At 65.9% G+C, this 18,825-nt stretch carries 29 protein-coding genes; all 29 read left to right on the top strand.

Going from position 1 to position 18,825, the window contains the following annotated elements; all coding sequences use genetic code 11:
• The first annotated feature begins 190 nt into the window (after positions 1-190).
• Positions 191-670 carry a helix-turn-helix transcriptional regulator gene (locus tag AB0M67_RS25320; RefSeq protein ID WP_365748944.1) on the top strand — a complete coding sequence of 160 codons (480 nt, stop codon included), beginning with the start codon at positions 191-193 and terminating at the stop codon, positions 668-670.
• Positions 671-929: 259 nt separating this feature from the next.
• Positions 930-1,595 (top strand): hypothetical protein, encoded by a 666-nt coding sequence (locus tag AB0M67_RS25315; RefSeq protein ID WP_365748942.1) that lies wholly within the window; start codon positions 930-932, stop codon positions 1,593-1,595.
• Between the two features lie 293 nt (positions 1,596-1,888).
• Positions 1,889-2,260 (top strand): 30S ribosomal protein S12, encoded by a 372-nt coding sequence (gene rpsL, locus AB0M67_RS25310; RefSeq protein WP_003948652.1) that lies wholly within the window; start codon positions 1,889-1,891, stop codon positions 2,258-2,260.
• 2 nt (positions 2,261-2,262) lie between these two features.
• Positions 2,263-2,733 (top strand): 30S ribosomal protein S7, encoded by a 471-nt coding sequence (gene rpsG, locus AB0M67_RS25305; protein WP_030351427.1) that lies wholly within the window; start codon positions 2,263-2,265, stop codon positions 2,731-2,733.
• Positions 2,734-2,771: 38 nt separating this feature from the next.
• Entirely contained in the window at positions 2,772-4,898 is a 2,127-nt protein-coding gene (fusA, locus tag AB0M67_RS25300) for an elongation factor G (RefSeq protein ID WP_365748940.1), read from the top strand.
• Positions 4,899-5,058: 160 nt separating this feature from the next.
• Positions 5,059-6,252, top strand: coding sequence for an elongation factor Tu (gene tuf, locus AB0M67_RS25295; RefSeq protein WP_129770864.1), 1,194 nt, complete (start codon positions 5,059-5,061; stop codon positions 6,250-6,252).
• Positions 6,253-6,825: 573 nt separating this feature from the next.
• Positions 6,826-7,134 carry a 30S ribosomal protein S10 gene (gene rpsJ, locus AB0M67_RS25290; RefSeq protein ID WP_003948644.1) on the top strand — a complete coding sequence of 103 codons (309 nt, stop codon included), beginning with the start codon at positions 6,826-6,828 and terminating at the stop codon, positions 7,132-7,134.
• A gap of 14 nt (positions 7,135-7,148) precedes the next feature.
• Positions 7,149-7,793: a 50S ribosomal protein L3 gene (gene rplC, locus AB0M67_RS25285; RefSeq protein ID WP_249948335.1), complete on the top strand. Its 645-nt coding sequence runs from the start codon at positions 7,149-7,151 to the stop codon at positions 7,791-7,793.
• An 8-nt stretch (positions 7,794-7,801) separates the two neighbouring features.
• A complete protein-coding gene (gene rplD, locus AB0M67_RS25280) occupies positions 7,802-8,455 on the top strand; it encodes a 50S ribosomal protein L4 (protein ID WP_365748937.1) in 654 nt (217 codons plus the stop codon).
• On the top strand, positions 8,455-8,772 hold the full coding sequence (gene rplW, locus AB0M67_RS25275; RefSeq protein WP_249948333.1) for a 50S ribosomal protein L23: 318 nt from the start codon (positions 8,455-8,457) through the stop codon (positions 8,770-8,772). The genes rplD and rplW overlap by 1 nt, the downstream gene beginning before the upstream one ends.
• A gap of 50 nt (positions 8,773-8,822) precedes the next feature.
• The gene (rplB, locus tag AB0M67_RS25270) at positions 8,823-9,659 is read left to right on the top strand and encodes a 50S ribosomal protein L2 (RefSeq protein ID WP_129770859.1); all 837 of its coding nucleotides are present in this window, start codon (positions 8,823-8,825) and stop codon (positions 9,657-9,659) included.
• A gap of 12 nt (positions 9,660-9,671) precedes the next feature.
• Entirely contained in the window at positions 9,672-9,953 is a 282-nt protein-coding gene (gene rpsS / locus AB0M67_RS25265) for a 30S ribosomal protein S19 (protein ID WP_030351437.1), read from the top strand.
• Positions 9,954-9,993: 40 nt separating this feature from the next.
• Complete coding sequence (rplV, locus tag AB0M67_RS25260; protein ID WP_004571827.1) at positions 9,994-10,341, top strand: 50S ribosomal protein L22; 348 nt, start codon at positions 9,994-9,996, stop codon at positions 10,339-10,341.
• Positions 10,341-11,189, top strand: coding sequence for a 30S ribosomal protein S3 (gene rpsC / locus AB0M67_RS25255; protein WP_030351439.1), 849 nt, complete (start codon positions 10,341-10,343; stop codon positions 11,187-11,189). Before rplV ends, rpsC begins: the two co-directional genes overlap by 1 nt.
• Positions 11,190-11,194: 5 nt before the next feature.
• On the top strand, positions 11,195-11,614 hold the full coding sequence (gene rplP / locus AB0M67_RS25250; RefSeq protein WP_072485538.1) for a 50S ribosomal protein L16: 420 nt from the start codon (positions 11,195-11,197) through the stop codon (positions 11,612-11,614).
• A complete protein-coding gene (gene rpmC, locus AB0M67_RS25245; RefSeq protein WP_249948332.1) occupies positions 11,614-11,838 on the top strand; it encodes a 50S ribosomal protein L29 in 225 nt (74 codons plus the stop codon). The genes rplP and rpmC overlap by 1 nt, the downstream gene beginning before the upstream one ends.
• Positions 11,838-12,128: a 30S ribosomal protein S17 gene (gene rpsQ, locus AB0M67_RS25240; protein WP_249948331.1), complete on the top strand. Its 291-nt coding sequence runs from the start codon at positions 11,838-11,840 to the stop codon at positions 12,126-12,128. Before rpmC ends, rpsQ begins: the two co-directional genes overlap by 1 nt.
• 112 nt (positions 12,129-12,240) lie before the next feature.
• The gene (gene rplN, locus AB0M67_RS25235) at positions 12,241-12,609 is read left to right on the top strand and encodes a 50S ribosomal protein L14 (RefSeq protein ID WP_003974257.1); all 369 of its coding nucleotides are present in this window, start codon (positions 12,241-12,243) and stop codon (positions 12,607-12,609) included.
• A gap of 2 nt (positions 12,610-12,611) precedes the next feature.
• Entirely contained in the window at positions 12,612-12,935 is a 324-nt protein-coding gene (gene rplX / locus AB0M67_RS25230) for a 50S ribosomal protein L24 (RefSeq protein WP_249948330.1), read from the top strand.
• Positions 12,935-13,495, top strand: a complete 561-nt coding sequence (gene rplE / locus AB0M67_RS25225) for a 50S ribosomal protein L5 (protein ID WP_030351443.1) — start codon at positions 12,935-12,937, stop codon at positions 13,493-13,495. The genes rplX and rplE overlap by 1 nt, the downstream gene beginning before the upstream one ends.
• Positions 13,496-13,497: 2 nt before the next feature.
• Entirely contained in the window at positions 13,498-13,683 is a 186-nt protein-coding gene (locus AB0M67_RS25220) for a type Z 30S ribosomal protein S14 (protein ID WP_003948630.1), read from the top strand.
• A 211-nt stretch (positions 13,684-13,894) separates the two neighbouring features.
• Positions 13,895-14,293 (top strand): 30S ribosomal protein S8, encoded by a 399-nt coding sequence (gene rpsH, locus AB0M67_RS25215; RefSeq protein ID WP_046504649.1) that lies wholly within the window; start codon positions 13,895-13,897, stop codon positions 14,291-14,293.
• Between the two features lie 21 nt (positions 14,294-14,314).
• A complete protein-coding gene (gene rplF / locus AB0M67_RS25210) occupies positions 14,315-14,854 on the top strand; it encodes a 50S ribosomal protein L6 (protein ID WP_365748931.1) in 540 nt (179 codons plus the stop codon).
• A 3-nt stretch (positions 14,855-14,857) separates the two neighbouring features.
• Positions 14,858-15,241, top strand: a complete 384-nt coding sequence (gene rplR / locus AB0M67_RS25205; RefSeq protein WP_114659653.1) for a 50S ribosomal protein L18 — start codon at positions 14,858-14,860, stop codon at positions 15,239-15,241.
• Positions 15,242-15,287: 46 nt separating this feature from the next.
• On the top strand, positions 15,288-15,890 hold the full coding sequence (rpsE, locus tag AB0M67_RS25200; protein WP_030351447.1) for a 30S ribosomal protein S5: 603 nt from the start codon (positions 15,288-15,290) through the stop codon (positions 15,888-15,890).
• Positions 15,890-16,072, top strand: a complete 183-nt coding sequence (gene rpmD / locus AB0M67_RS25195; RefSeq protein WP_066943591.1) for a 50S ribosomal protein L30 — start codon at positions 15,890-15,892, stop codon at positions 16,070-16,072. Before rpsE ends, rpmD begins: the two co-directional genes overlap by 1 nt.
• A 1-nt stretch (position 16,073) precedes the next feature.
• On the top strand, positions 16,074-16,529 hold the full coding sequence (rplO, locus tag AB0M67_RS25190; protein WP_030351448.1) for a 50S ribosomal protein L15: 456 nt from the start codon (positions 16,074-16,076) through the stop codon (positions 16,527-16,529).
• A gap of 188 nt (positions 16,530-16,717) precedes the next feature.
• Positions 16,718-18,037: a preprotein translocase subunit SecY gene (gene secY / locus AB0M67_RS25185; protein WP_249948327.1), complete on the top strand. Its 1,320-nt coding sequence runs from the start codon at positions 16,718-16,720 to the stop codon at positions 18,035-18,037.
• Positions 18,037-18,696 (top strand): adenylate kinase, encoded by a 660-nt coding sequence (locus AB0M67_RS25180; RefSeq protein ID WP_365748928.1) that lies wholly within the window; start codon positions 18,037-18,039, stop codon positions 18,694-18,696. The genes secY and AB0M67_RS25180 overlap by 1 nt, the downstream gene beginning before the upstream one ends.
• Positions 18,697-18,825 lie beyond the last annotated feature (129 nt).

Here is an 18,825-nt window from a genome sequence, read left to right as displayed (position 1 = left end):
GTGCTCAAGAAGGCCGGTCATATGTTGCGAGCGTGCATGCAACCGGGAGCTTCGGTTGTGGCCGCGTTGTGTGGGTGTTGGCAGGGCATGGGCAGCGACAGAACCCTCACAATTGACACAAGGGAAGGCCATAATTCTGTGCGCGCAAGCGCGGTAGCCTGTTACCCGCTTCGGAGGGAGGCGATCACCCATGACTTCAAGCGAACTTGAGCAGTTCGCCACCTGGGTCGAAGAGCTGATACGTCGGCGCGGCTTCGACATCGACAGCCCTCGTGGCGGGGGCAAGTCCCGCCTCGCCGATGAGGCGGGTGTGCACCGGGCCGCCGTCACCAGGCTGCTCCAGCGGCAGAGCATGCCGGATCTGGAGACCACCCGGCGGCTTTCGCATGTTCTTCAGGTCCCGGTGCGCGAGATGCTGATCCGGTCGGGCAGGCTGACGGAGGAGGATCTCCCGCTCCCCGATCCGCCGCCGCGCGCGGTGCACGCGCCGGAGTCCGCCACGGGTTCCGTGGCGGGCACGCTCACGCTGGAGGAAGCGGCGGTCGCCCTCGGCGTTCCGGTCGAGCAGCGGGACATGTTCATCAGGGTCGCCGGACAGTTCCTGCCGGCGAACGCACCGGCCGCGGTTTCCGCGCGCCCGGACGAGCGGCTCCCGCTCGCCTCGGACTGACCGCCTCGGACCGGCCGCCCCGTACGTCTCGTCAGGGCAGAGGCCGCCCCGTGCGGCCGGACTGCCTCGTACTGACCGCTTCTGACCGACCCGGCACTGAATGTGCCCGATAAACTATTGTCGCCTGTCCCCGCACCTACGGATGTGCAGGCGGAACACCTCTTCGTAGGGGTTTGTCGGCGGTAACGCGGGGGCTGAGTGGCCGTGCCTGGGCTGTGCCGCCCCGACGCCATGGGCGGAATGGGCGGGATGGGAGGCCATGGGACGTGACGAGGAGACGCGCGCGGCAGAGGGCGACGAGCGTCACCAGCCTTCGCTGCCCACCGCCAAGGACGACGGGGTCCGGGTCGGCGGGCCGCTGCTCCCGCCCCCGGGAGATCTCCGCGCACTCCTCGACTCCCTCGGCCGGTCCCTCGAAGATCATGAGCCAGGGGAGCTCGTCGTACTGCTGCGCGAGGAGATCGAGCGCCGGGAGCTGAGGGCGTACGCGAGCGGCTGGCGCGACGCGGCCGAGCAGTACGAATCTGCGCTGGAGCAGGCGCGTGCCACCGCCAGGACCGGCCGTCTGCGGCTTGTGGGGCGCACTCCCGGACAGGCCGCGGTGATCCCGTTCCCCCAGGAGGGCTCCCCGGAGGACCCGGCGCGCGACCACCCGGAGCGGGATGACGGCGACGGCCCGGCCCCCGCGGCCGACGCGCGTGCCGAGCCACCTGATGACGGAAGCGTCGACCCGCATACCGACCCGCATACCGACCGGCGTACCGAACAGCGCGCCGCCGGCCCACGCCCACCCGCCGAGCCCGTCAAACCCGCCTTCGTCCGTAAGAGACGCAGCTCGAAGGTGCCGACCATCCCCACGCTCCCGCCGCCCCGCCGTACCCGGCGTGACCGTTCCCGGCCGCCCGGCGACGACCTGCTCCAATGAGCCGTGACGTGCCCCCGTCACCCGCCGTTCACCAGGGGGACGTCCGGCGTGTCGGGGGGCCCGGCATTTGTTTTGACCGGAGTCCATGAGGTAGGTACGCTCAGACCTTGTGCCTGGGGTGTGCCTGGGCTCCTGTGCGTGTCCTCAACCGCACGCGAGCTTGAGCACCGGCCACCGTAATCTGCGCCCTCCTCGCCTTCGGTGAGGCCATGCAGTATTCGACACACCCGACCGCGTGGGTCGGAGGTGTTCCAGGTTAGTTTCACTAACGGCACACAGAAACCGGAGAAGTAGTGCCTACGATCCAGCAGCTGGTCCGGAAGGGCCGGCAGGACAAGGTCGAGAAGAACAAGACGCCCGCGCTTGAGGGGTCCCCTCAGCGCCGCGGCGTCTGCACGCGTGTCTTCACGACCACCCCGAAGAAGCCGAACTCGGCCCTCCGTAAGGTCGCGCGTGTGCGTCTGACCTCCGGTATCGAGGTCACGGCCTACATTCCGGGTGAGGGACACAACCTGCAGGAGCACTCCATCGTGCTCGTGCGTGGTGGCCGTGTGAAGGACCTGCCGGGTGTTCGCTACAAGATCATCCGCGGCTCCCTTGACACCCAGGGTGTCAAGAACCGCAAGCAGGCCCGCAGCCGCTACGGCGCCAAGAAGGAGAAGTAAGAATGCCTCGTAAGGGCCCCGCCCCGAAGCGCCCGGTCATCATCGACCCGGTCTACGGTTCTCCTCTTGTCACGTCGCTGATCAACAAGCTTCTGCTCAACGGCAAGCGTTCCACTGCCGAGCGGATCGTGTACGGCGCCATGGAAGGCCTCCGCGAGAAGACCGGCAACGACCCGGTCATCACGCTGAAGCGCGCGCTTGAGAACGTCAAGCCCACGCTTGAGGTCAAGTCCCGCCGTGTCGGTGGCGCCACCTACCAGGTGCCGATCGAGGTCAAGCCCGGTCGCGCCGCCACCCTCGCTCTGCGCTGGGTCGTGGGTTACTCCCGCGCCCGTCGCGAGAAGACCATGACCGAACGCCTCATGAACGAGCTGCTCGACGCCTCCAACGGTCTCGGCGCCTCGGTCAAGAAGCGTGAGGACACGCACAAGATGGCCGAGTCCAACAAGGCCTTCGCGCACTACCGCTGGTAGTCGCTACCCACATCGAGACCGAGAGAAGATTGAGCCTTATGGCCACCACTTCGCTTGACCTGGCCAAGGTCCGCAATATCGGGATCATGGCCCACATCGACGCGGGCAAGACGACGACCACCGAGCGCATCCTGTTCTACACCGGTGTGAGCTACAAGATCGGTGAGGTCCACGACGGCGCTGCCACGATGGACTGGATGGAGCAGGAGCAGGAGCGCGGCATCACCATCACGTCCGCCGCGACGACCTGTCACTGGCCGCTCGACGACGTCGACCACACCATCAACATCATCGACACCCCGGGTCACGTGGACTTCACGGTCGAGGTGGAGCGTTCGCTCCGCGTCCTCGACGGTGCCGTCACCGTGTTCGACGGTGTCGCCGGTGTGGAACCGCAGTCCGAGACGGTATGGCGGCAGGCCGACCGTTACGGCGTGCCCCGTATCTGCTTCGTGAACAAGCTCGACCGGACCGGCGCGGAGTTCCACCGCTGCGTCGACATGATCTCGGACCGCCTCGGCGCGGTTCCGATCGTCATGCAGCTTCCGATCGGTGCGGAGGCCGACTTCAAGGGCGTCGTCGACCTCGTGACGATGAAGGCCTTCGTCTGGTCCGCCGAGGCGGCGAAGGGCGAGATGTACGACGTCGTCGACATCCCGGCCACGCACACCGAGGCGGCCGAGGAGTGGCGCGGCAAGCTGCTCGAAACCGTCTCCGAGAACGACGACGAGCTGATGGAGCTGTACCTGGAGGGCACCGAGCCCTCCGTGGAGCAGCTGTACGCGGCGATCCGCCGTATCACCATCGCCTCCGGCAAGTCCGACGGCATCACCGTCACCCCGGTGTTCTGCGGTACCGCGTTCAAGAACAAGGGCGTTCAGCCCCTGCTCGACGCGGTCGTGCGCTACCTGCCGACTCCGCTGGACGTCGAGGGCATCGTGGGCCACGACGTCAAGGACCCGGAGCTGGAGGTCGTTCGCAAGCCCTCCGTCGACGAGCCGCTGTCCGCGCTGGCGTTCAAGATCATGAGCGACCCGCACCTCGGCAAGCTCACCTTCGTCCGTGTGTACTCCGGCAAGCTGGAGTCCGGCACCGCGGTGCTGAACTCGGTGAAGGGCCGCAAGGAGCGCATCGGCAAGATCTACCGTATGCACGCGAACAAGCGTGAGGAGATCGAGTCGGTGGGCGCCGGTGACATCGTCGCCGTCATGGGCCTGAAGCAGACCACCACCGGTGAGACGCTGTGCGACGAGAAGAACCCGGTGATCCTGGAGTCCATGGACTTCCCGGCGCCGGTCATCGAGGTCGCGATCGAGCCCAAGTCCAAGGGTGACCAGGAGAAGCTGGGTGTCGCCATCCAGCGTCTCGCGGAGGAGGACCCCTCCTTCCAGGTGCACACCAACGAGGAGACCGGCCAGACCGTTATCGGCGGTATGGGCGAGCTTCACCTTGAGGTGCTGGTCGACCGTATGCGGCGCGAGTTCCGCGTCGAGGCGAACGTCGGCAAGCCGCAGGTCGCTTACCGTGAGACGATCCGCAAGACCGTCGAGCGGGTGGACTACACCCACAAGAAGCAGACCGGTGGCACCGGGCAGTTCGCCAAGGTGCAGATCATGATCGAGCCCATCGAGGGCGGCGACGCCTCGTACGAGTTCGTGAACAAGGTCACCGGTGGCCGTATCCCGAAGGAGTACATCCCTTCGGTGGACGCCGGCGCGCAGGAGGCCATGCAGTTCGGCATCCTCGCGGGTTACGAGATGACCGGTGTGCGCATCACGCTGCTCGACGGTGGCTACCACGAGGTCGACTCCTCGGAGCTGGCCTTCAAGATCGCCGGTTCGCAGGCGTTCAAGGAGGCCGCCCGCAAGGCGTCTCCCGTGCTCCTTGAGCCGATGATGTCGGTCGAGGTGACCACGCCCGAGGACTACATGGGCGATGTCATCGGTGACATCAACTCCCGGCGTGGCCAGATCCAGGCCATGGAGGACCGGGCCAACGCCAAGGTCGTCAAGGGCCTGGTGCCGCTGTCGGAGATGTTCGGCTACGTCGGAGACCTCCGCAGCAAGACCTCGGGTCGCGCAAGCTACTCGATGCAGTTCGACTCCTACGCCGAGGTTCCCCGGAACGTCGCCGAGGAGATCATCGCGAAGGCCAAGGGCGAGTAACTCTTCCGAGTCCACGCTTTAGGCTTGTCACCGGCAAGTCCTGGGGCGGTTCCGCCGGATCCACCGGATCATGGCGGGGCCGCCCCGGGGGCCGGCATCCCAGCAAAGATCACCTGGCGCCGATGAGTAAGGCGTACAGAACCACTCCAGGAGGACCCCAGTGGCGAAGGCGAAGTTCGAGCGGACTAAGCCGCACGTCAACATCGGCACCATCGGTCACATCGACCACGGTAAGACGACCCTCACGGCCGCCATTACCAAGGTGCTGCATGACGCGTACCCGGACCTGAACGAGGCCTCGGCCTTCGACCAGATCGACAAGGCTCCCGAGGAGCGCCAGCGCGGTATCACCATCTCCATCGCGCACGTCGAGTACCAGACGGAGTCGCGTCACTACGCGCACGTCGACTGCCCGGGTCACGCGGACTACATCAAGAACATGATCACGGGTGCGGCGCAGATGGACGGCGCCATCCTCGTGGTCGCCGCCACCGACGGCCCGATGCCGCAGACCAAGGAGCACGTGCTCCTGGCCCGCCAGGTCGGCGTTCCGTACATCGTTGTCGCCCTGAACAAGGCCGACATGGTGGACGACGAGGAGATCCTTGAGCTCGTCGAGCTTGAGGTCCGCGAGCTGCTCTCCGAGTACGAGTTCCCGGGCGACGACCTGCCGGTCGTCAAGGTCTCGGCGCTCAAGGCCCTTGAGGGCGACGCCGAGTGGGGCAAGACCGTTCTCGACCTGATGAAGGCCGTTGACGAGTCCATCCCGCAGCCCGAGCGCGACGTCGACAAGCCGTTCCTGATGCCGATCGAGGACGTCTTCACGATCACCGGTCGTGGCACCGTCGTCACCGGTCGTATCGAGCGTGGTGTCCTGAAGGTCAACGAGACCGTCGACATCGTCGGTATCAAGACCGAGAAGACCACCACCACGGTCACCGGCATCGAGATGTTCCGCAAGCTGCTCGACGAGGGCCAGGCCGGTGAGAACGTCGGTCTGCTCCTCCGTGGCATCAAGCGCGAGGACGTCGAGCGCGGCCAGGTCATCATCAAGCCGGGTTCGGTCACGCCGCACACCAGCTTCGAGGCCCAGGCCTACATCCTGTCGAAGGACGAGGGTGGCCGTCACACCCCGTTCTTCAACAACTACCGCCCGCAGTTCTACTTCCGTACCACGGACGTGACCGGCGTGGTGACCCTCCCCGAGGGCACCGAGATGGTCATGCCGGGCGACAACACCGTCATGACGGTCGAGCTGATCCAGCCCGTCGCCATGGAGGAGGGCCTCAAGTTCGCCATCCGTGAGGGTGGCCGGACCGTCGGCGCCGGCCAGGTCACCAAGATCAACAAGTAATCACTGATCTGACCTGGTAGCTCCTCGGAGCATCCAACAGGGGCCCCGCACCCCGTCCGTGAGGAGGGCGGTGCGGGGCCCTCGTGTTTTTCCCCTCACTGGAGGGGGATCGCGGAGACGCTCCGTTCGAAGAGCGCAGGGCCCGGTCCGCTGATTGAGCGGGTCCGGCGTGGGGTACCCTTTCCGGCCGCGATTGGCCAGGGCTGGGGCCCCTATGGCACACTGTTCAGGTTGCTCGGTTGAGTGCCGATGCTGCGCGCCTCCCGCCGGGAGGACCGGAAGCGAGTCCCACAGTACTCGTCGTCCCAACTGCCCTTCCGGGCAGCGCTGGGGCGGACGTACGGGAATCTTCCGGGAAGCGTCAGCGGGGCTCCGGCCAGGCGCCCGGTGGCTAATCGCGATATCGCGGCCCGGCCCCGGCTCGCGGTCGTCAGGACCGCACCCCTTGGCAGGGAAATTCCTTCGGGAGATTTTCATTGGCGAGGATGCGACACGCCCGACCGCGTGGGTCGGAGCGGGGCGCGGAGCTACCGGGTTCCAGAGCGTTACGAGAGACAGGACTACGAAGCAGCCATGGCGGGACAGAAGATCCGCATCCGGCTCAAGGCCTACGACCACGAGGTCATCGACTCCTCGGCGAAGAAGATCGTCGAGACGGTGACGCGTACTGGTGCGTCGGTCGCGGGCCCGGTGCCGCTGCCCACTGAGAAGAACGTGTACTGCGTCATCAAGTCGCCGCACAAGTACAAGGACTCGCGCGAGCACTTCGAGATGCGCACGCACAAGCGCCTGATCGACATCCTCGACCCGACGCCCAAGACCGTTGACTCGCTGATGCGCCTGGACCTTCCGGCCGGCGTTGACATCGAGATCAAGCTCTGAGAGGCGCGGAAGAGATGGCAAAGCAGATCAAGGGTGTCCTGGGCGAGAAGCTCGGCATGACCCAGGTCTGGGACGAGAACAACCGTGTCGTCCCGGTGACCGTCGTCAAGGCCGGGCCCTGCGTTGTTACCCAGGTCCGTACGAATGACTCCGACGGCTACGAGTCGGTCCAGATCGCCTTCGGCGAGATCGACCCGCGCAAGGTGAACAAGCCCCTCAAGGGCCACTTCGCCAAGGCCGACGTGACCCCCCGCCGCCACCTGGTGGAGCTCCGCACCTCCGACGCCGGCGAGTACACGCTCGGCCAGGAGATCACCGCCGCCACGTTCGAGTCCGGCGTCAAGGTCGACGTCACGGGCAAGAGCAAGGGCAAGGGCTTCGCCGGTGTCATGAAGCGTCACAACTTCAAGGGCCTCGGCGCCGGTCACGGCACCCAGCGCAAGCACCGCTCTCCCGGCTCCATCGGTGGCTGCGCCACCCCGGGCCGTGTGTTCAAGGGCCTCCGCATGGCGGGCCGTATGGGCAACGAGCGGGTCACCACCCAGAACCTGACCGTTCACGCCGTTGACGCGGAGAAGGGCCTGCTCCTGATCAAGGGCGCGGTTCCTGGTCCGAACGGCGGCCTCGTCCTGGTCCGTACCGCGGCCAAGGGGGCCTGAGGTAACTGATGAGCACCGTTGACATCCTTTCGCCGGCAGGCGACAAGGCCGGGACCGTCGAGCTCCCCTCGGAGATCTTCGACGCGAAGGTCAGCATTCCGCTGATCCACCAGGTCGTTGTCGCCCAGCTGGCCGCTGCCCGACAGGGCACGCACAAGACCAAGACCCGCGGCGAAGTCCGTGGCGGTGGCAAGAAGCCGTACCGCCAGAAGGGCACCGGCCGCGCCCGTCAGGGTTCGACCCGCGCTCCGCAGTTCGCCGGTGGTGGCGTCGTCCACGGCCCCGTGCCGCGTGACTACTCGCAGCGGACCCCCAAGAAGATGAAGGCCGCCGCCCTGCGCGGTGCCCTCACCGACCGGGCCCGTCACTCTCGTATCCACGTCGTTTCCGGCCTGGTCGAGGACGCGGTGTCCACGAAGGCAGCCCGGACCCTGATCGGCAAGATCAGCGAGCGCAAGAACGTGCTCCTGGTCGTCGAGAGGTCCGACGAGGCCGCGTGGCTGTCCGCCCGCAACCTGCCCCAGGTGCACATCCTGGCGCCGGGCCAGCTGAACACGTACGACGTGATCGTCTCCGACGACGTGGTCTTCACCAAGGCCGCCTTCGAGTCCTTCGTGTCTGGCCCTTCCAAGGCCGAAGACAACGAGGGGAGTGAAGCCTGATGGCCGAGATCACCAGCAAGACCTTCCACGACCACCGCGACATTCTTGTGAAGCCCGTGGTGTCCGAGAAGAGCTACGCGCTGCTCGACGAGAACAAGTACACGTTCATCGTGGCGCCCACGGCCAACAAGACCCAGATCAAGCAGGCCGTGGAAGCGGTCTTCTCGGTCAAGGTCGCCGGGGTCAACACGATCAACCGCCAGGGCAAGCGCAAGCGCACCCGCACCGGTTTCGGTAAGCGCGCGAACACCAAGCGCGCCATCGTGACCCTCGCAGAGGGCGACCGTATCGACATCTTCGGCGGCCCGACCTCCTGACGGAGGTCGAGACGTCCAGGATCCGGAATTCTTCCGAGGACTGAGAGACAATGGGTATCCGCAAGTACAAGCCGACGACCCCGGGCCGTCGTGGCTCCAGCGTCGCCGACTTTGTCGAGATCACGCGGTCCACGCCGGAGAAGTCGCTGGTCCGCCCGCTGCACAGCAAGGGCGGCCGTAACAACGCCGGTCGTGTGACCGTTCGCCACCAGGGTGGTGGACACAAGCGCGCCTACCGCGTGATCGACTTCCGTCGTCACGACAAGGACGGCGTGCCGGCCAAGGTCGCGCACATCGAGTACGACCCGAACCGCACCGCGCGCATCGCGCTCCTGCACTACGCGGACGGCGAGAAGCGCTACATCATCGCGCCGCGTGGCCTCGCGCAGGGCGCGCGTGTCGAGAACGGTCCGGCCGCCGACATCAAGCCCGGCAACAACCTGGCGCTGCGCAACATCCCGGTCGGTACGACCATCCACGCCATCGAGCTGCGGCCCGGCGGCGGCGCGAAGTTCGCCCGCTCCGCGGGTGCCTCCGTGCAGCTGCTGGCGAAGGAGGGCTCCATGGCCCACCTTCGTATGCCGTCCGGCGAGATCCGGCTGGTCGACGTCCGCTGCCGCGCCACCATCGGCGAGGTCGGCAACGCCGAGCAGTCGAACATCAACTGGGGCAAGGCCGGCCGTATGCGCTGGAAGGGCGTACGCCCGACCGTCCGCGGTGTCGCGATGAACCCGGTTGACCACCCGCACGGTGGTGGTGAGGGCAAGACCTCCGGTGGACGCCACCCGGTCAGCCCGTGGGGTCAGAAGGAGGGTCGTACTCGCTCGCCGAAGAAGGCAAGCAGCAAGTACATCGTCCGCCGCCGCAAGACGAACAAGAAGCGCTAGGAGCGGGTTTAGATGCCGCGCAGTCTCAAGAAGGGGCCCTTCGTCGACGACCACCTGATCAAGAAGGTGGACGTCCAGAACGAAGCAGGCACCAAGAACGTCATCAAGACCTGGTCCCGTCGCTCGATGATCGTCCCGGCCATGCTGGGCCACACGATCGCGGTGCACAACGGCAAGATCCATGTCCCGGTGTTCGTCACCGAGTCCATGGTCGGCCACAAGCTCGGCGAGTTCTCGCCGACTCGCACCTTCCGCGGCCACGTCAAGGACGACCGGAAGTCGAAGCGCCGCTAACGCGGGGTGACTGACTATGACTTACACCGAAGGGACAACCATGGAAGCCAGGGCCCAGGCGCGGTACATCCGCGTCACGCCCATGAAGGCCCGCCGCGTGGTGGACCTCATCCGTGGCATGGATGCCACGGAGGCTCAGGCGGTCCTGCGCTTCGCCCCGCAGGCCGCGAGCGTGCCGGTCGGCAAGGTGCTTGACAGCGCCATTGCCAACGCCGCGCACAACTACGACCACACCGACGCCTCTTCGCTGGTCATCAGCGAGGCGTACGTGGACGAGGGCCCGACCCTGAAGCGGTTCCGTCCGCGTGCCCAGGGCCGTGCCTACCGGATCCGTAAGCGGACCAGCCACATCACCGTGGTCGTCAGCAGCAAGGAAGGAACCCGGTAATGGGCCAGAAGGTTAACCCGCATGGGTTCCGACTCGGTATCACCACGGACTTCAAGTCCCGTTGGTACGCCGACAAGCTGTACAAGGACTACGTCAAGGAAGACGTCGCCATTCGTCGCATGATGACGAAGGGCATGGAGCGGGCCGGCATCTCCAAGGTGGAGATCGAGCGCACCCGCGACCGCGTCCGCGTTGACATCCACACCGCACGTCCGGGCATCGTCATCGGCCGCCGCGGCGCCGAGGCCGACCGTATCCGCGGCGAGCTGGAGAAGCTGACCGGCAAGCAGGTCCAGCTGAACATCCTTGAGGTCAAGAACCCCGAGGTGGACGCTCAGCTGGTGGCCCAGGCCGTCGCCGAGCAGCTGTCCTCGCGTGTCTCCTTCCGTCGCGCCATGCGTAAGAGCATGCAGTCGACGATGAAGGCCGGCGCCAAGGGCATCAAGATCCAGTGCGGTGGCCGTCTCGGCGGCGCCGAGATGTCCCGCTCGGAGTTCTACCGCGAGGGCCGTGTGCCCCTGCACACGCTCCGTGCGAACGTCGACTACGGCTTCTTCGAGGCCAAGACGACCTTCGGCCGTATCGGTGTGAAGGTCTGGATCTACAAGGGCGACGTCAAGAACATCGCCGAGGTGCGCGCCGAGAACGCCGCGGCCCGCGCCGGCAACCGTCCGGCCCGTGGTGGTGGCAACGACCGTCCCGCCGGCCGTGGTGGCCGCGGTGGCGAGCGTGGCGGCCGTGGCCGCAAGCCGCAGCAGAACCCGGCAGCCGAGGCCCCCAAGGCCGACGCCGCCGCTGCTCCGGCCGCTGAGGCGACGTCCTCTTCTACCGGCGGAACGGAGGCCTGACCGAAATGCTGATCCCCCGTAGGGTCAAGCACCGCAAGCAGCACCACCCGAAGCGCAGCGGAATGTCCAAGGGTGGGACGCAGGTTGCGTTCGGCGAGTACGGCATCCAGGCGCTGACCCCCGCGTACGTGACGAACCGTCAGATCGAGGCCGCTCGTATCGCGATGACCCGTCACATCAAGCGTGGCGGCAAGGTCTGGATCAACATCTACCCGGACCGTCCGCTCACCAAGAAGCCTGCCGAGACCCGCATGGGTTCCGGTAAGGGTTCCCCCGAGTGGTGGATCGCGAACGTCAAGCCCGGTCGGGTGATGTTCGAGCTGTCCTACCCGAACGAGAAGATTGCGCGTGAGGCGCTTACCCGCGCTGCTCACAAGCTTCCGATGAAGTGCCGGATCGTTCGGCGCGAGGCAGGTGAGGCGTGATGGCGGCCGTGACCAAGGCGTCCGAACTGCGCGAACTGGGCGACGAGGAGCTTCTCGCGAAGCTTCGCGAGGCCAAGGAAGAGCTGTTCAATCTCCGCTTCCAGGCGGCGACGGGTCAGCTCGAAAACCACGGGCGGCTGAAGCTCGTGCGCAAGGACATCGCGCGGATCTACACCCTGATGCGTGAGCGCGAGCTGGGCATCGAGACGGTGGAGAGCGCCTGATGACTGAGAGCAACGTGACCGAGACCAACGCCACGACCGACCGCGGCTTCCGCAAGACCCGTGAGGGTCTGGTCGTCAGCGACAAGATGGACAAGACCGTCGTCGTCGCTGTCGAGGACCGCGTCAAGCACGCGCTGTACGGCAAGGTCATCCGCCGTACGAACAAGCTCAAGGCGCACGACGAGCAGAACGCCGCCGGCATCGGCGACCGCGTCCTCCTGATGGAGACCCGGCCGCTGTCCGCCACGAAGCGGTGGCGCATCGTCGAGATCCTTGAGAAGGCCAAGTAACAACCCCCTCCGAGGGGGTTTCCCCTCGGAATAGTTCCGCCAGGCTCGGTGGGGCTCCGTACGTCACGTACGGAGCCCCCACCGGGAACCGGCAGACGATCAGGAGATAGACGTGATCCAGCAGGAGTCGCGACTGCGTGTCGCCGACAACACGGGTGCGAAGGAAATTCTCACCATCCGTGTTCTCGGTGGCTCGGGTCGCCGCTACGCGGGCATCGGTGACGTCATCGTCGCCACCGTCAAGGACGCGATCCCCGGTGGCAACGTGAAGAAGGGTGACGTCGTCAAGGCGGTCATCGTTCGCACCGTCAAGGAGCGCCGCCGTCCGGACGGCTCGTACATCCGCTTCGACGAGAACGCCGCCGTCATTCTGAAGAACGACGGCGACCCTCGTGGCACCCGTATCTTCGGCCCGGTGGGCCGTGAGCTGCGCGAGAAGAAGTTCATGAAGATCATCTCGCTCGCGCCGGAGGTGCTGTAAGCATGAAGATCAAGAAGGGCGACCTGGTCCAGGTCATCACCGGTAAGGACAAGGGCAAGCAGGGCAAGGTCATCGTGGCCTACCCCACGCAGGACCGTGTTCTCGTCGAGGGTGTCAACCGGGTCAAGAAGCACACCAAGGCCGGCCAGACGGCTCGCGGTTCGCAGACCGGCGGCATCGTGACCACCGAAGCCCCCATCCACGTCAGCAACGTTCAGCTGGTTGTGGAGAAGGACGGCAAGAAGGTCGTCACCCGCGTCGGCTACCGCTTTGACGACGAGGGCAACAAGATCCGCGTTGCCAAGCGGACCGGTGAGGACATCTGATGACTGCCACCACTACCGCGCCGCGTCTGAAGCTGCGCTACCGCGAGGAGATCGCCGGAAAGCTGCGTGAGGAGTTCTCGTACGAGAACGTCATGCAGATCCCCGGTCTCGTCAAGATCGTGGTCAACATGGGTGTGGGCGACGCCGCCCGCGACTCCAAGCTGATCGAGGGTGCCATCAAGGACCTCACCACGATCACCGGCCAGAAGCCGTCCGTCACCAAGGCCCGGAAGTCCATCGCGCAGTTCAAGCTGCGCGAGGGCCAGCCGATCGGTTGCCACGTCACCCTCCGCGGTGACCGCATGTGGGAGTTCCTGGACCGTACGCTGTCGCTCGCGCTGCCGCGTATCCGTGACTTCCGCGGTCTGTCCCCGAAGCAGTTCGACGGCCGTGGCAACTACACCTTCGGTCTCACGGAGCAGGTCATGTTCCACGAGATCGACCAGGACAAGATCGACCGGGTCCGGGGCATGGACATCACCGTGGTCACCACGGCGACCAATGACGACGAGGGTCGTGCCCTCCTTCGTCACCTCGGCTTCCCGTTCAAGGAGAACTGACCGTGGCGAAGAAGGCTCTGATCGCTAAGGCCGCCCGCAAGCCGAAGTTCGGTGTGCGCGGTTACACCCGCTGCCAGCGCTGCGGCCGTCCCCACTCCGTCTACCGCAAGTTCGGCCTGTGCCGTGTGTGCCTTCGTGAGATGGCCCACCGCGGCGAGCTGCCGGGCGTCACCAAGAGCTCCTGGTAGTCCTGTTCTTCAGGATCACCCGAAGCTCTCGGTAAGCAATTGGTTGGCGGGAGCCCTCCCTCACATGCCGTAGGCTTGTGGGGTTGGGCGCCCGTCGTCCAAATCAGACTTACTACGCCGTAGGTCCCCGCACCGCACCCGTCCCGACTCTGATCGGGGAGAGGGATGGCGCATACAGGAAACCCCGGCGAGAGAGGCCGAAGGCCAATTCATGACCATGACTGATCCCATCGCAGACATGCTCACGCGTCTGCGCAACGCGAACTCGGCGTACCACGACGAAGTCGTGATGCCGCACAGCAAGATCAAGTCGCACATCGCGGAGATCCTCCAGCAGGAGGGCTTCATCACCGGCTGGAAGGTCGAGGACGCCGAGGTCGGCAAGAACCTCGTCCTGGAGCTGAAGTTCGGCCCGAACCGCGAGCGTTCGATCGCCGGCATCAAGCGCATCTCCAAGCCGGGTCTGCGTGTGTACGCGAAGTCCACCAATCTGCCGAAGGTTCTCGGCGGCCTGGGCGTGGCCATCATCTCCACGTCCCACGGTCTCCTGACCGGCCAGCAGGCCAGCAAGAAGGGCGTAGGTGGGGAAGTCCTCGCCTACGTCTGGTAGTCGGGAACGGAGGAATAGCTCATGTCGCGAATCGGCAAGCTCCCCATCCAGGTTCCCGCCGGTGTGGACGTCACCATCGATGGCCGTACGGTCGCCGTGAAGGGCCCCAAGGGTTCCCTCTCGCACACCGTCGCCGCGCCGATCGAGGTCACCAAGGGCGAGGACGGCACCCTTCAGGTGCTGCGCCCGAACGACGAGCGTCAGAACAAGGCCCTGCACGGCCTGTCCCGCACGCTGGTGGCGAACATGATCACCGGCGTGACCCAGGGATACATCAAGGCGCTCGAAATCAGCGGAGTCGGCTACCGCGTCCAGGCGAAGGGCTCCAACCTGGAGTTCGCCCTGGGCTACAGCCACCCGATCCTCATCGAGGCCCCCGAGGGCATCACCTTCAAGGTCGAGACGCCCACGAAGTTCACCGTCGAGGGCATCGACAAGCAGAAGGTCGGCGAGGTCGCCGCTAACATCCGCAAGCTGCGGAAGCCCGACCCGTACAAGGCCAAGGGCGTCAAGTACGCGGGCGAGGTCATCCGCCGCAAGGTCGGAAAGGCGGGTAAGTAAGCCATGGCATACGGTGTCAAGATTGCTAAGGGTGACGCGTACAAGCGCGCCGCCATCAAGCGTCGCCACATCCGCGTCCGCAAGCATGTCTCCGGTACGCCGGAGCGTCCTCGCCTGGTCGTGACGCGCTCCAACCGCAACATCGTCGCGCAGGTCATCGACGACATCGCGGGCCACACGCTCGCTTCGGCGTCGACCCTGGACACCTCGATCCGAGGTGGCGAGGGCGACAAGAGCGCCCAGGCACAGAAGGTCGGTGCCCTGGTCGCCGAGCGTGCCAAGGCCGCAGGCGTCGAGGCCGTCGTGTTCGACCGTGGTGGCAACAGGTACGCCGGGCGCATTGCCGCTCTGGCTGACGCCGCCCGCGAAGCCGGGCTGAAGTTCTAGCTCCCGGTTCCGGGACCAACGGACGTAACAGAGAGAGGTAAATCCAATGGCTGGACCCCAGCGCCGCGGAAGCGGTGCCGGTGGCGGCGAGCGGCGGGACCGGAAGGGTCGCGACGGTGGCGCTGCCGCCGAGAAGACCGCTTACGTTGAGCGCGTTGTCGCGATCAACCGCGTTGCCAAGGTTGTGAAGGGTGGTCGTCGCTTCAGCTTCACCGCGCTGGTCGTGGTGGGCGACGGTGACGGCACCGTGGGTGTCGGCTACGGCAAGGCCAAGGAGGTGCCGGCCGCCATCGCCAAGGGTGTTGAGGAGGCCAAGAAGCACTTCTTCAAGGTCCCCCGTATCCAGGGCACCATCCCGCACCCGATCCAGGGCGAGAAGGCCGCGGGCGTCGTCCTGCTCAAGCCGGCTTCCCCCGGTACCGGCGTGATCGCCGGTGGCCCGGTGCGTGCCGTGCTGGAGTGCGCGGGCGTGCACGACATCCTGTCGAAGTCGCTCGGCTCGGACAACGCGATCAACATCGTGCACGCGACCGTGGCGGCCCTCCAGGGCCTGCAGCGTCCCGAGGAGATCGCGGCCCGCCGCGGTCTGCCCCTTGAGGACGTCGCCCCCGCGGCTCTGCTCCGTGCGCGTGCGGGAGCGGGTGCGTAATGGCCCGTCTCAAGATCACGCAGACGAAGTCGTACATCGGCAGCAAGCAGAACCACCGCGACACCCTGCGTTCGCTCGGCCTCAAGCGGGTCAGCGACACGGTTGTCAAGGAGGACCGCCCCGAGTTCCGCGGCATGGTGCACACCGTCCGCCACCTCGTGACGGTTGAGGAGGTCGACTGACATGGCGGAGAACAACCCGCTGAAGGTCCACAACCTCCGTCCTGCCCCGGGCGCCAAGACCGCCAAGACCCGTGTGGGTCGTGGTGAGGCGTCCAAGGGTAAGACCGCAGGTCGTGGTACCAAGGGCACCAAGGCCCGTTACCAGGTTCCGGAGCGCTTCGAGGGTGGGCAGATGCCCCTCCACATGCGTCTCCCGAAGCTCAAGGGCTTCAAGAACCCGTTCCGCACCGAGTACCAGGTCGTGAACCTGGACAAGCTCTCCGCTCTCTACCCCGAGGGCGGCGAGGTCACGGTGGCCGATCTGGTCACCAAGGGCGCGGTGCGCAAGAACAGCCTCGTCAAGGTCCTGGGCCAGGGCGAGATCTCCGTGGCGCTGCAGGTTTCGGTTGACGCCGTCTCCGGCTCCGCCAAGGAGAAGATTGCCGCCGCCGGCGGCACCGTCACCGAGCTCGTCTGAGACAACTCGATGGCCTGAACATCCGACCGGGGATGCCTCTCAAAAGGGGCATCCCCGGTTGGTCGTTCCAAGGGGGGCACTGTCGCCGGTAAGGTGGCGTGCATTGTTGCTGTATTGCTTGTTCCGTATCCGTCGATCCTCAATACCGTCACCTCTGACGCAGTAGCGCGGGGGTCGCAGGAGGCACCGTGCTCACCGCGTTCGCCCGGGCGTTCAAGACGCCCGACCTGCGCAAGAAGCTGCTCTTCACACTCGGCATCATCGTGCTGTACCGGCTCGGGGCACATGTCCCGGTACCGGGCGTCAGTTACGAGAATGTCCAGACGTGTGTCGACGCGGCCCAGAAGGGCAATAACAGCCTGTTCGGTCTGGTGAACATGTTCAGCGGCGGGGCGCTGCTGCAGATCACGATCTTCGCGCTCGGCATCATGCCGTACATCACCGCGAGCATCATTCTGCAGCTGCTGACCGTGGTCATCCCCAGGCTGGAGGCCCTCAAGAAGGAGGGCCAGTCCGGTCAGGCCAAGATCACCCAGTACACCCGCTATCTGACGGTCGCCCTCGCCGTGCTGCAGGGCACCGGCCTGGTCGCCACCGCCCGGAGCGGCGCGCTCTTCAGCGGCTGCCCGGTCGCCTCGGAGATCGTGCCCGACCAGTCGATCTTCGTCACCGTCACCATGGTGATCACCATGACCGCGGGCACCGCCGCCGTCATGTGGCTCGGTGAGCTCATCACCGACCGCGGGATCGGCAACGGCATGTCCATCCTGATGTTCATCTCGATCGCCGCGGGCTTCCCCGGCGCGCTGTGGGCCATCAAGGAGAGCGGCACGCTCGCCAAGGGCTGGATCGAGTTCGGCACGGTCATTCTGATCGGCTTCGTGATGGTGGGCCTGGTCGTCTTCGTCGAGCAGGCGCAGCGCCGGATCCCCGTGCAGTACGCGAAGCGCATGATCGGCCGCAGGTCCTACGGCGGTACGTCCACCTACATCCCGCTGAAGGTGAATCAGGCGGGTGTGATCCCGGTCATCTTCGCGTCGTCGCTGCTCTACATCCCGGCGCTGGTCGCGCAGTTCTCCAGTGGGAACTCCGCCTGGAAGACCTGGATCGAAGCGCACTTCGTCAAGGGTGACCACCCGTATTACATCGCGACGTACTTCCTGCTGATCGTGTTCTTCGCCTTCTTCTACGTGGCCATCTCCTTCAACCCCGAAGAAGTCGCCGACAACATGAAGAAGTATGGTGGCTTCATCCCGGGTATCCGGGCAGGTCGACCTACTGCCGAGTATCTGAGCTACGTGCTCAACAGGATCACTTGGCCGGGCTCGCTGTACCTGGGTCTGATTGCTCTCGTCCCGACGATGGCGTTGGCAGGCTTCGGCGGTGCGAACCAGAACTTCCCGTTCGGCGGGACGAGCATCCTCATCATCGTGGGTGTGGGTCTGGAAACCGTGAAGCAGATCGAGAGCCAGCTTCAGCAGCGTAATTACGAAGGGTTCCTCCGCTGATGCGAATCGTCCTCGTCGGGCCGCCCGGTGCCGGCAAGGGAACGCAGGCCGCGTACCTCGCCAAGAACCTGAAGGTCCCGCACATCTCCACGGGCGACCTCTTCCGAGCCAACATCAGCCAGGGCACGACCCTCGGCAAGCTCGCGAAGTCGTACATGGACGCCGGGAACCTGGTGCCCGACGAGGTGACCATCGCGATGGCACAGGAGCGGATGGGGCAGCCGGACGCCGTCAACGGCTTTCTGCTGGACGGCTTCCCGCGCAATGTCTCGCAGGCGAAGGCGCTGGACGAGGCCCTCGCGGAGGACGGCGTGAAGCTGGACGCGGTGCTGGATCTTGAGGTCCCCGAGGACGAGGTCGTCACACGGATCGCGGGGCGCCGGGTCTGCCGCAACGACAGCGCGCATGTCTTCCATGTCACGTACAGCCCGCCGAAGAAGGAGGGTGTCTGCGACATCTGCGGCGGCGAGCTGTACCAGCGGGACGACGACTCCGAGGAGACGGTGCGGACCCGGCTTGAGGTCTACCACACGCAGACCGAGCCGATCATCGACCACTACCGGGCCCAGGGTCTGGTGGTCACGATCTCCGCGCTCGGCAAGGTCACGGAAGTGACCGAGCGTGCGATGGCGGCGCTTGAGCGGGGCCGGGCCGCGTAGGTCCCAGCAGTGCAGCGGTACCAAGTACGGCCGTGGGGACTGGTCGGTATGCGCGAGCGCGCCACCCTGTACCGGGGCGAGGTCACCGCCGGCCGCAACCCTCACGGCGGCTGGACCGTCCACGCCCTC

Source organism: Streptomyces sp. NPDC051662, from assembly GCF_040681655.1.
Classification (GTDB): Bacteria; Actinomycetota; Actinomycetes; order Streptomycetales; family Streptomycetaceae; genus Streptomyces.
The sequence above is the reverse complement of the archived record's forward strand: the minus strand, read 5'-3'. Positions and strand labels throughout refer to the sequence as shown.

Bases quoted from the DNA above. Each gene is read 5' to 3' on its own strand.
- rplO (WP_030351448.1), top strand. From the start codon at position 16,074: ATGGCGGAGAACAACCCGCTGAAGGTCCACAACCTCCGTCCTGCCCCG.
- rplW (WP_249948333.1), top strand. From the start codon at position 8,455: ATGGCCGAGATCACCAGCAAGACCTTCCACGACCACCGCGACATTCTT.
- rpsH (WP_046504649.1), top strand. From the start codon at position 13,895: ATGACCATGACTGATCCCATCGCAGACATGCTCACGCGTCTGCGCAAC.
- rpsQ (WP_249948331.1), top strand. From the start codon at position 11,838: ATGACTGAGAGCAACGTGACCGAGACCAACGCCACGACCGACCGCGGC.
- rplP (WP_072485538.1), top strand. From the start codon at position 11,195: ATGCTGATCCCCCGTAGGGTCAAGCACCGCAAGCAGCACCACCCGAAG.
- AB0M67_RS25315 (WP_365748942.1), top strand. From the start codon at position 930: ATGGGACGTGACGAGGAGACGCGCGCGGCAGAGGGCGACGAGCGTCAC.
- rpmC (WP_249948332.1), top strand. From the start codon at position 11,614: ATGGCGGCCGTGACCAAGGCGTCCGAACTGCGCGAACTGGGCGACGAG.
- rpsS (WP_030351437.1), top strand. From the start codon at position 9,672: ATGCCGCGCAGTCTCAAGAAGGGGCCCTTCGTCGACGACCACCTGATC.
- AB0M67_RS25180 (WP_365748928.1), top strand. From the start codon at position 18,037: ATGCGAATCGTCCTCGTCGGGCCGCCCGGTGCCGGCAAGGGAACGCAG.
- AB0M67_RS25320 (WP_365748944.1), top strand. From the start codon at position 191: ATGACTTCAAGCGAACTTGAGCAGTTCGCCACCTGGGTCGAAGAGCTG.
- rplV (WP_004571827.1), top strand. From the start codon at position 9,994: ATGGAAGCCAGGGCCCAGGCGCGGTACATCCGCGTCACGCCCATGAAG.
- fusA (WP_365748940.1), top strand. From the start codon at position 2,772: ATGGCCACCACTTCGCTTGACCTGGCCAAGGTCCGCAATATCGGGATC.
- rpsJ (WP_003948644.1), top strand. From the start codon at position 6,826: ATGGCGGGACAGAAGATCCGCATCCGGCTCAAGGCCTACGACCACGAG.
- rplX (WP_249948330.1), top strand. From the start codon at position 12,612: ATGAAGATCAAGAAGGGCGACCTGGTCCAGGTCATCACCGGTAAGGAC.
- rplC (WP_249948335.1), top strand. From the start codon at position 7,149: ATGGCAAAGCAGATCAAGGGTGTCCTGGGCGAGAAGCTCGGCATGACC.
- rplF (WP_365748931.1), top strand. From the start codon at position 14,315: ATGTCGCGAATCGGCAAGCTCCCCATCCAGGTTCCCGCCGGTGTGGAC.
- rpsG (WP_030351427.1), top strand. From the start codon at position 2,263: ATGCCTCGTAAGGGCCCCGCCCCGAAGCGCCCGGTCATCATCGACCCG.
- rplB (WP_129770859.1), top strand. From the start codon at position 8,823: ATGGGTATCCGCAAGTACAAGCCGACGACCCCGGGCCGTCGTGGCTCC.
- rplR (WP_114659653.1), top strand. From the start codon at position 14,858: ATGGCATACGGTGTCAAGATTGCTAAGGGTGACGCGTACAAGCGCGCC.
- rpmD (WP_066943591.1), top strand. From the start codon at position 15,890: ATGGCCCGTCTCAAGATCACGCAGACGAAGTCGTACATCGGCAGCAAG.
- rplE (WP_030351443.1), top strand. From the start codon at position 12,935: ATGACTGCCACCACTACCGCGCCGCGTCTGAAGCTGCGCTACCGCGAG.
- rpsE (WP_030351447.1), top strand. From the start codon at position 15,288: ATGGCTGGACCCCAGCGCCGCGGAAGCGGTGCCGGTGGCGGCGAGCGG.
- rpsC (WP_030351439.1), top strand. From the start codon at position 10,341: ATGGGCCAGAAGGTTAACCCGCATGGGTTCCGACTCGGTATCACCACG.
- rplD (WP_365748937.1), top strand. From the start codon at position 7,802: ATGAGCACCGTTGACATCCTTTCGCCGGCAGGCGACAAGGCCGGGACC.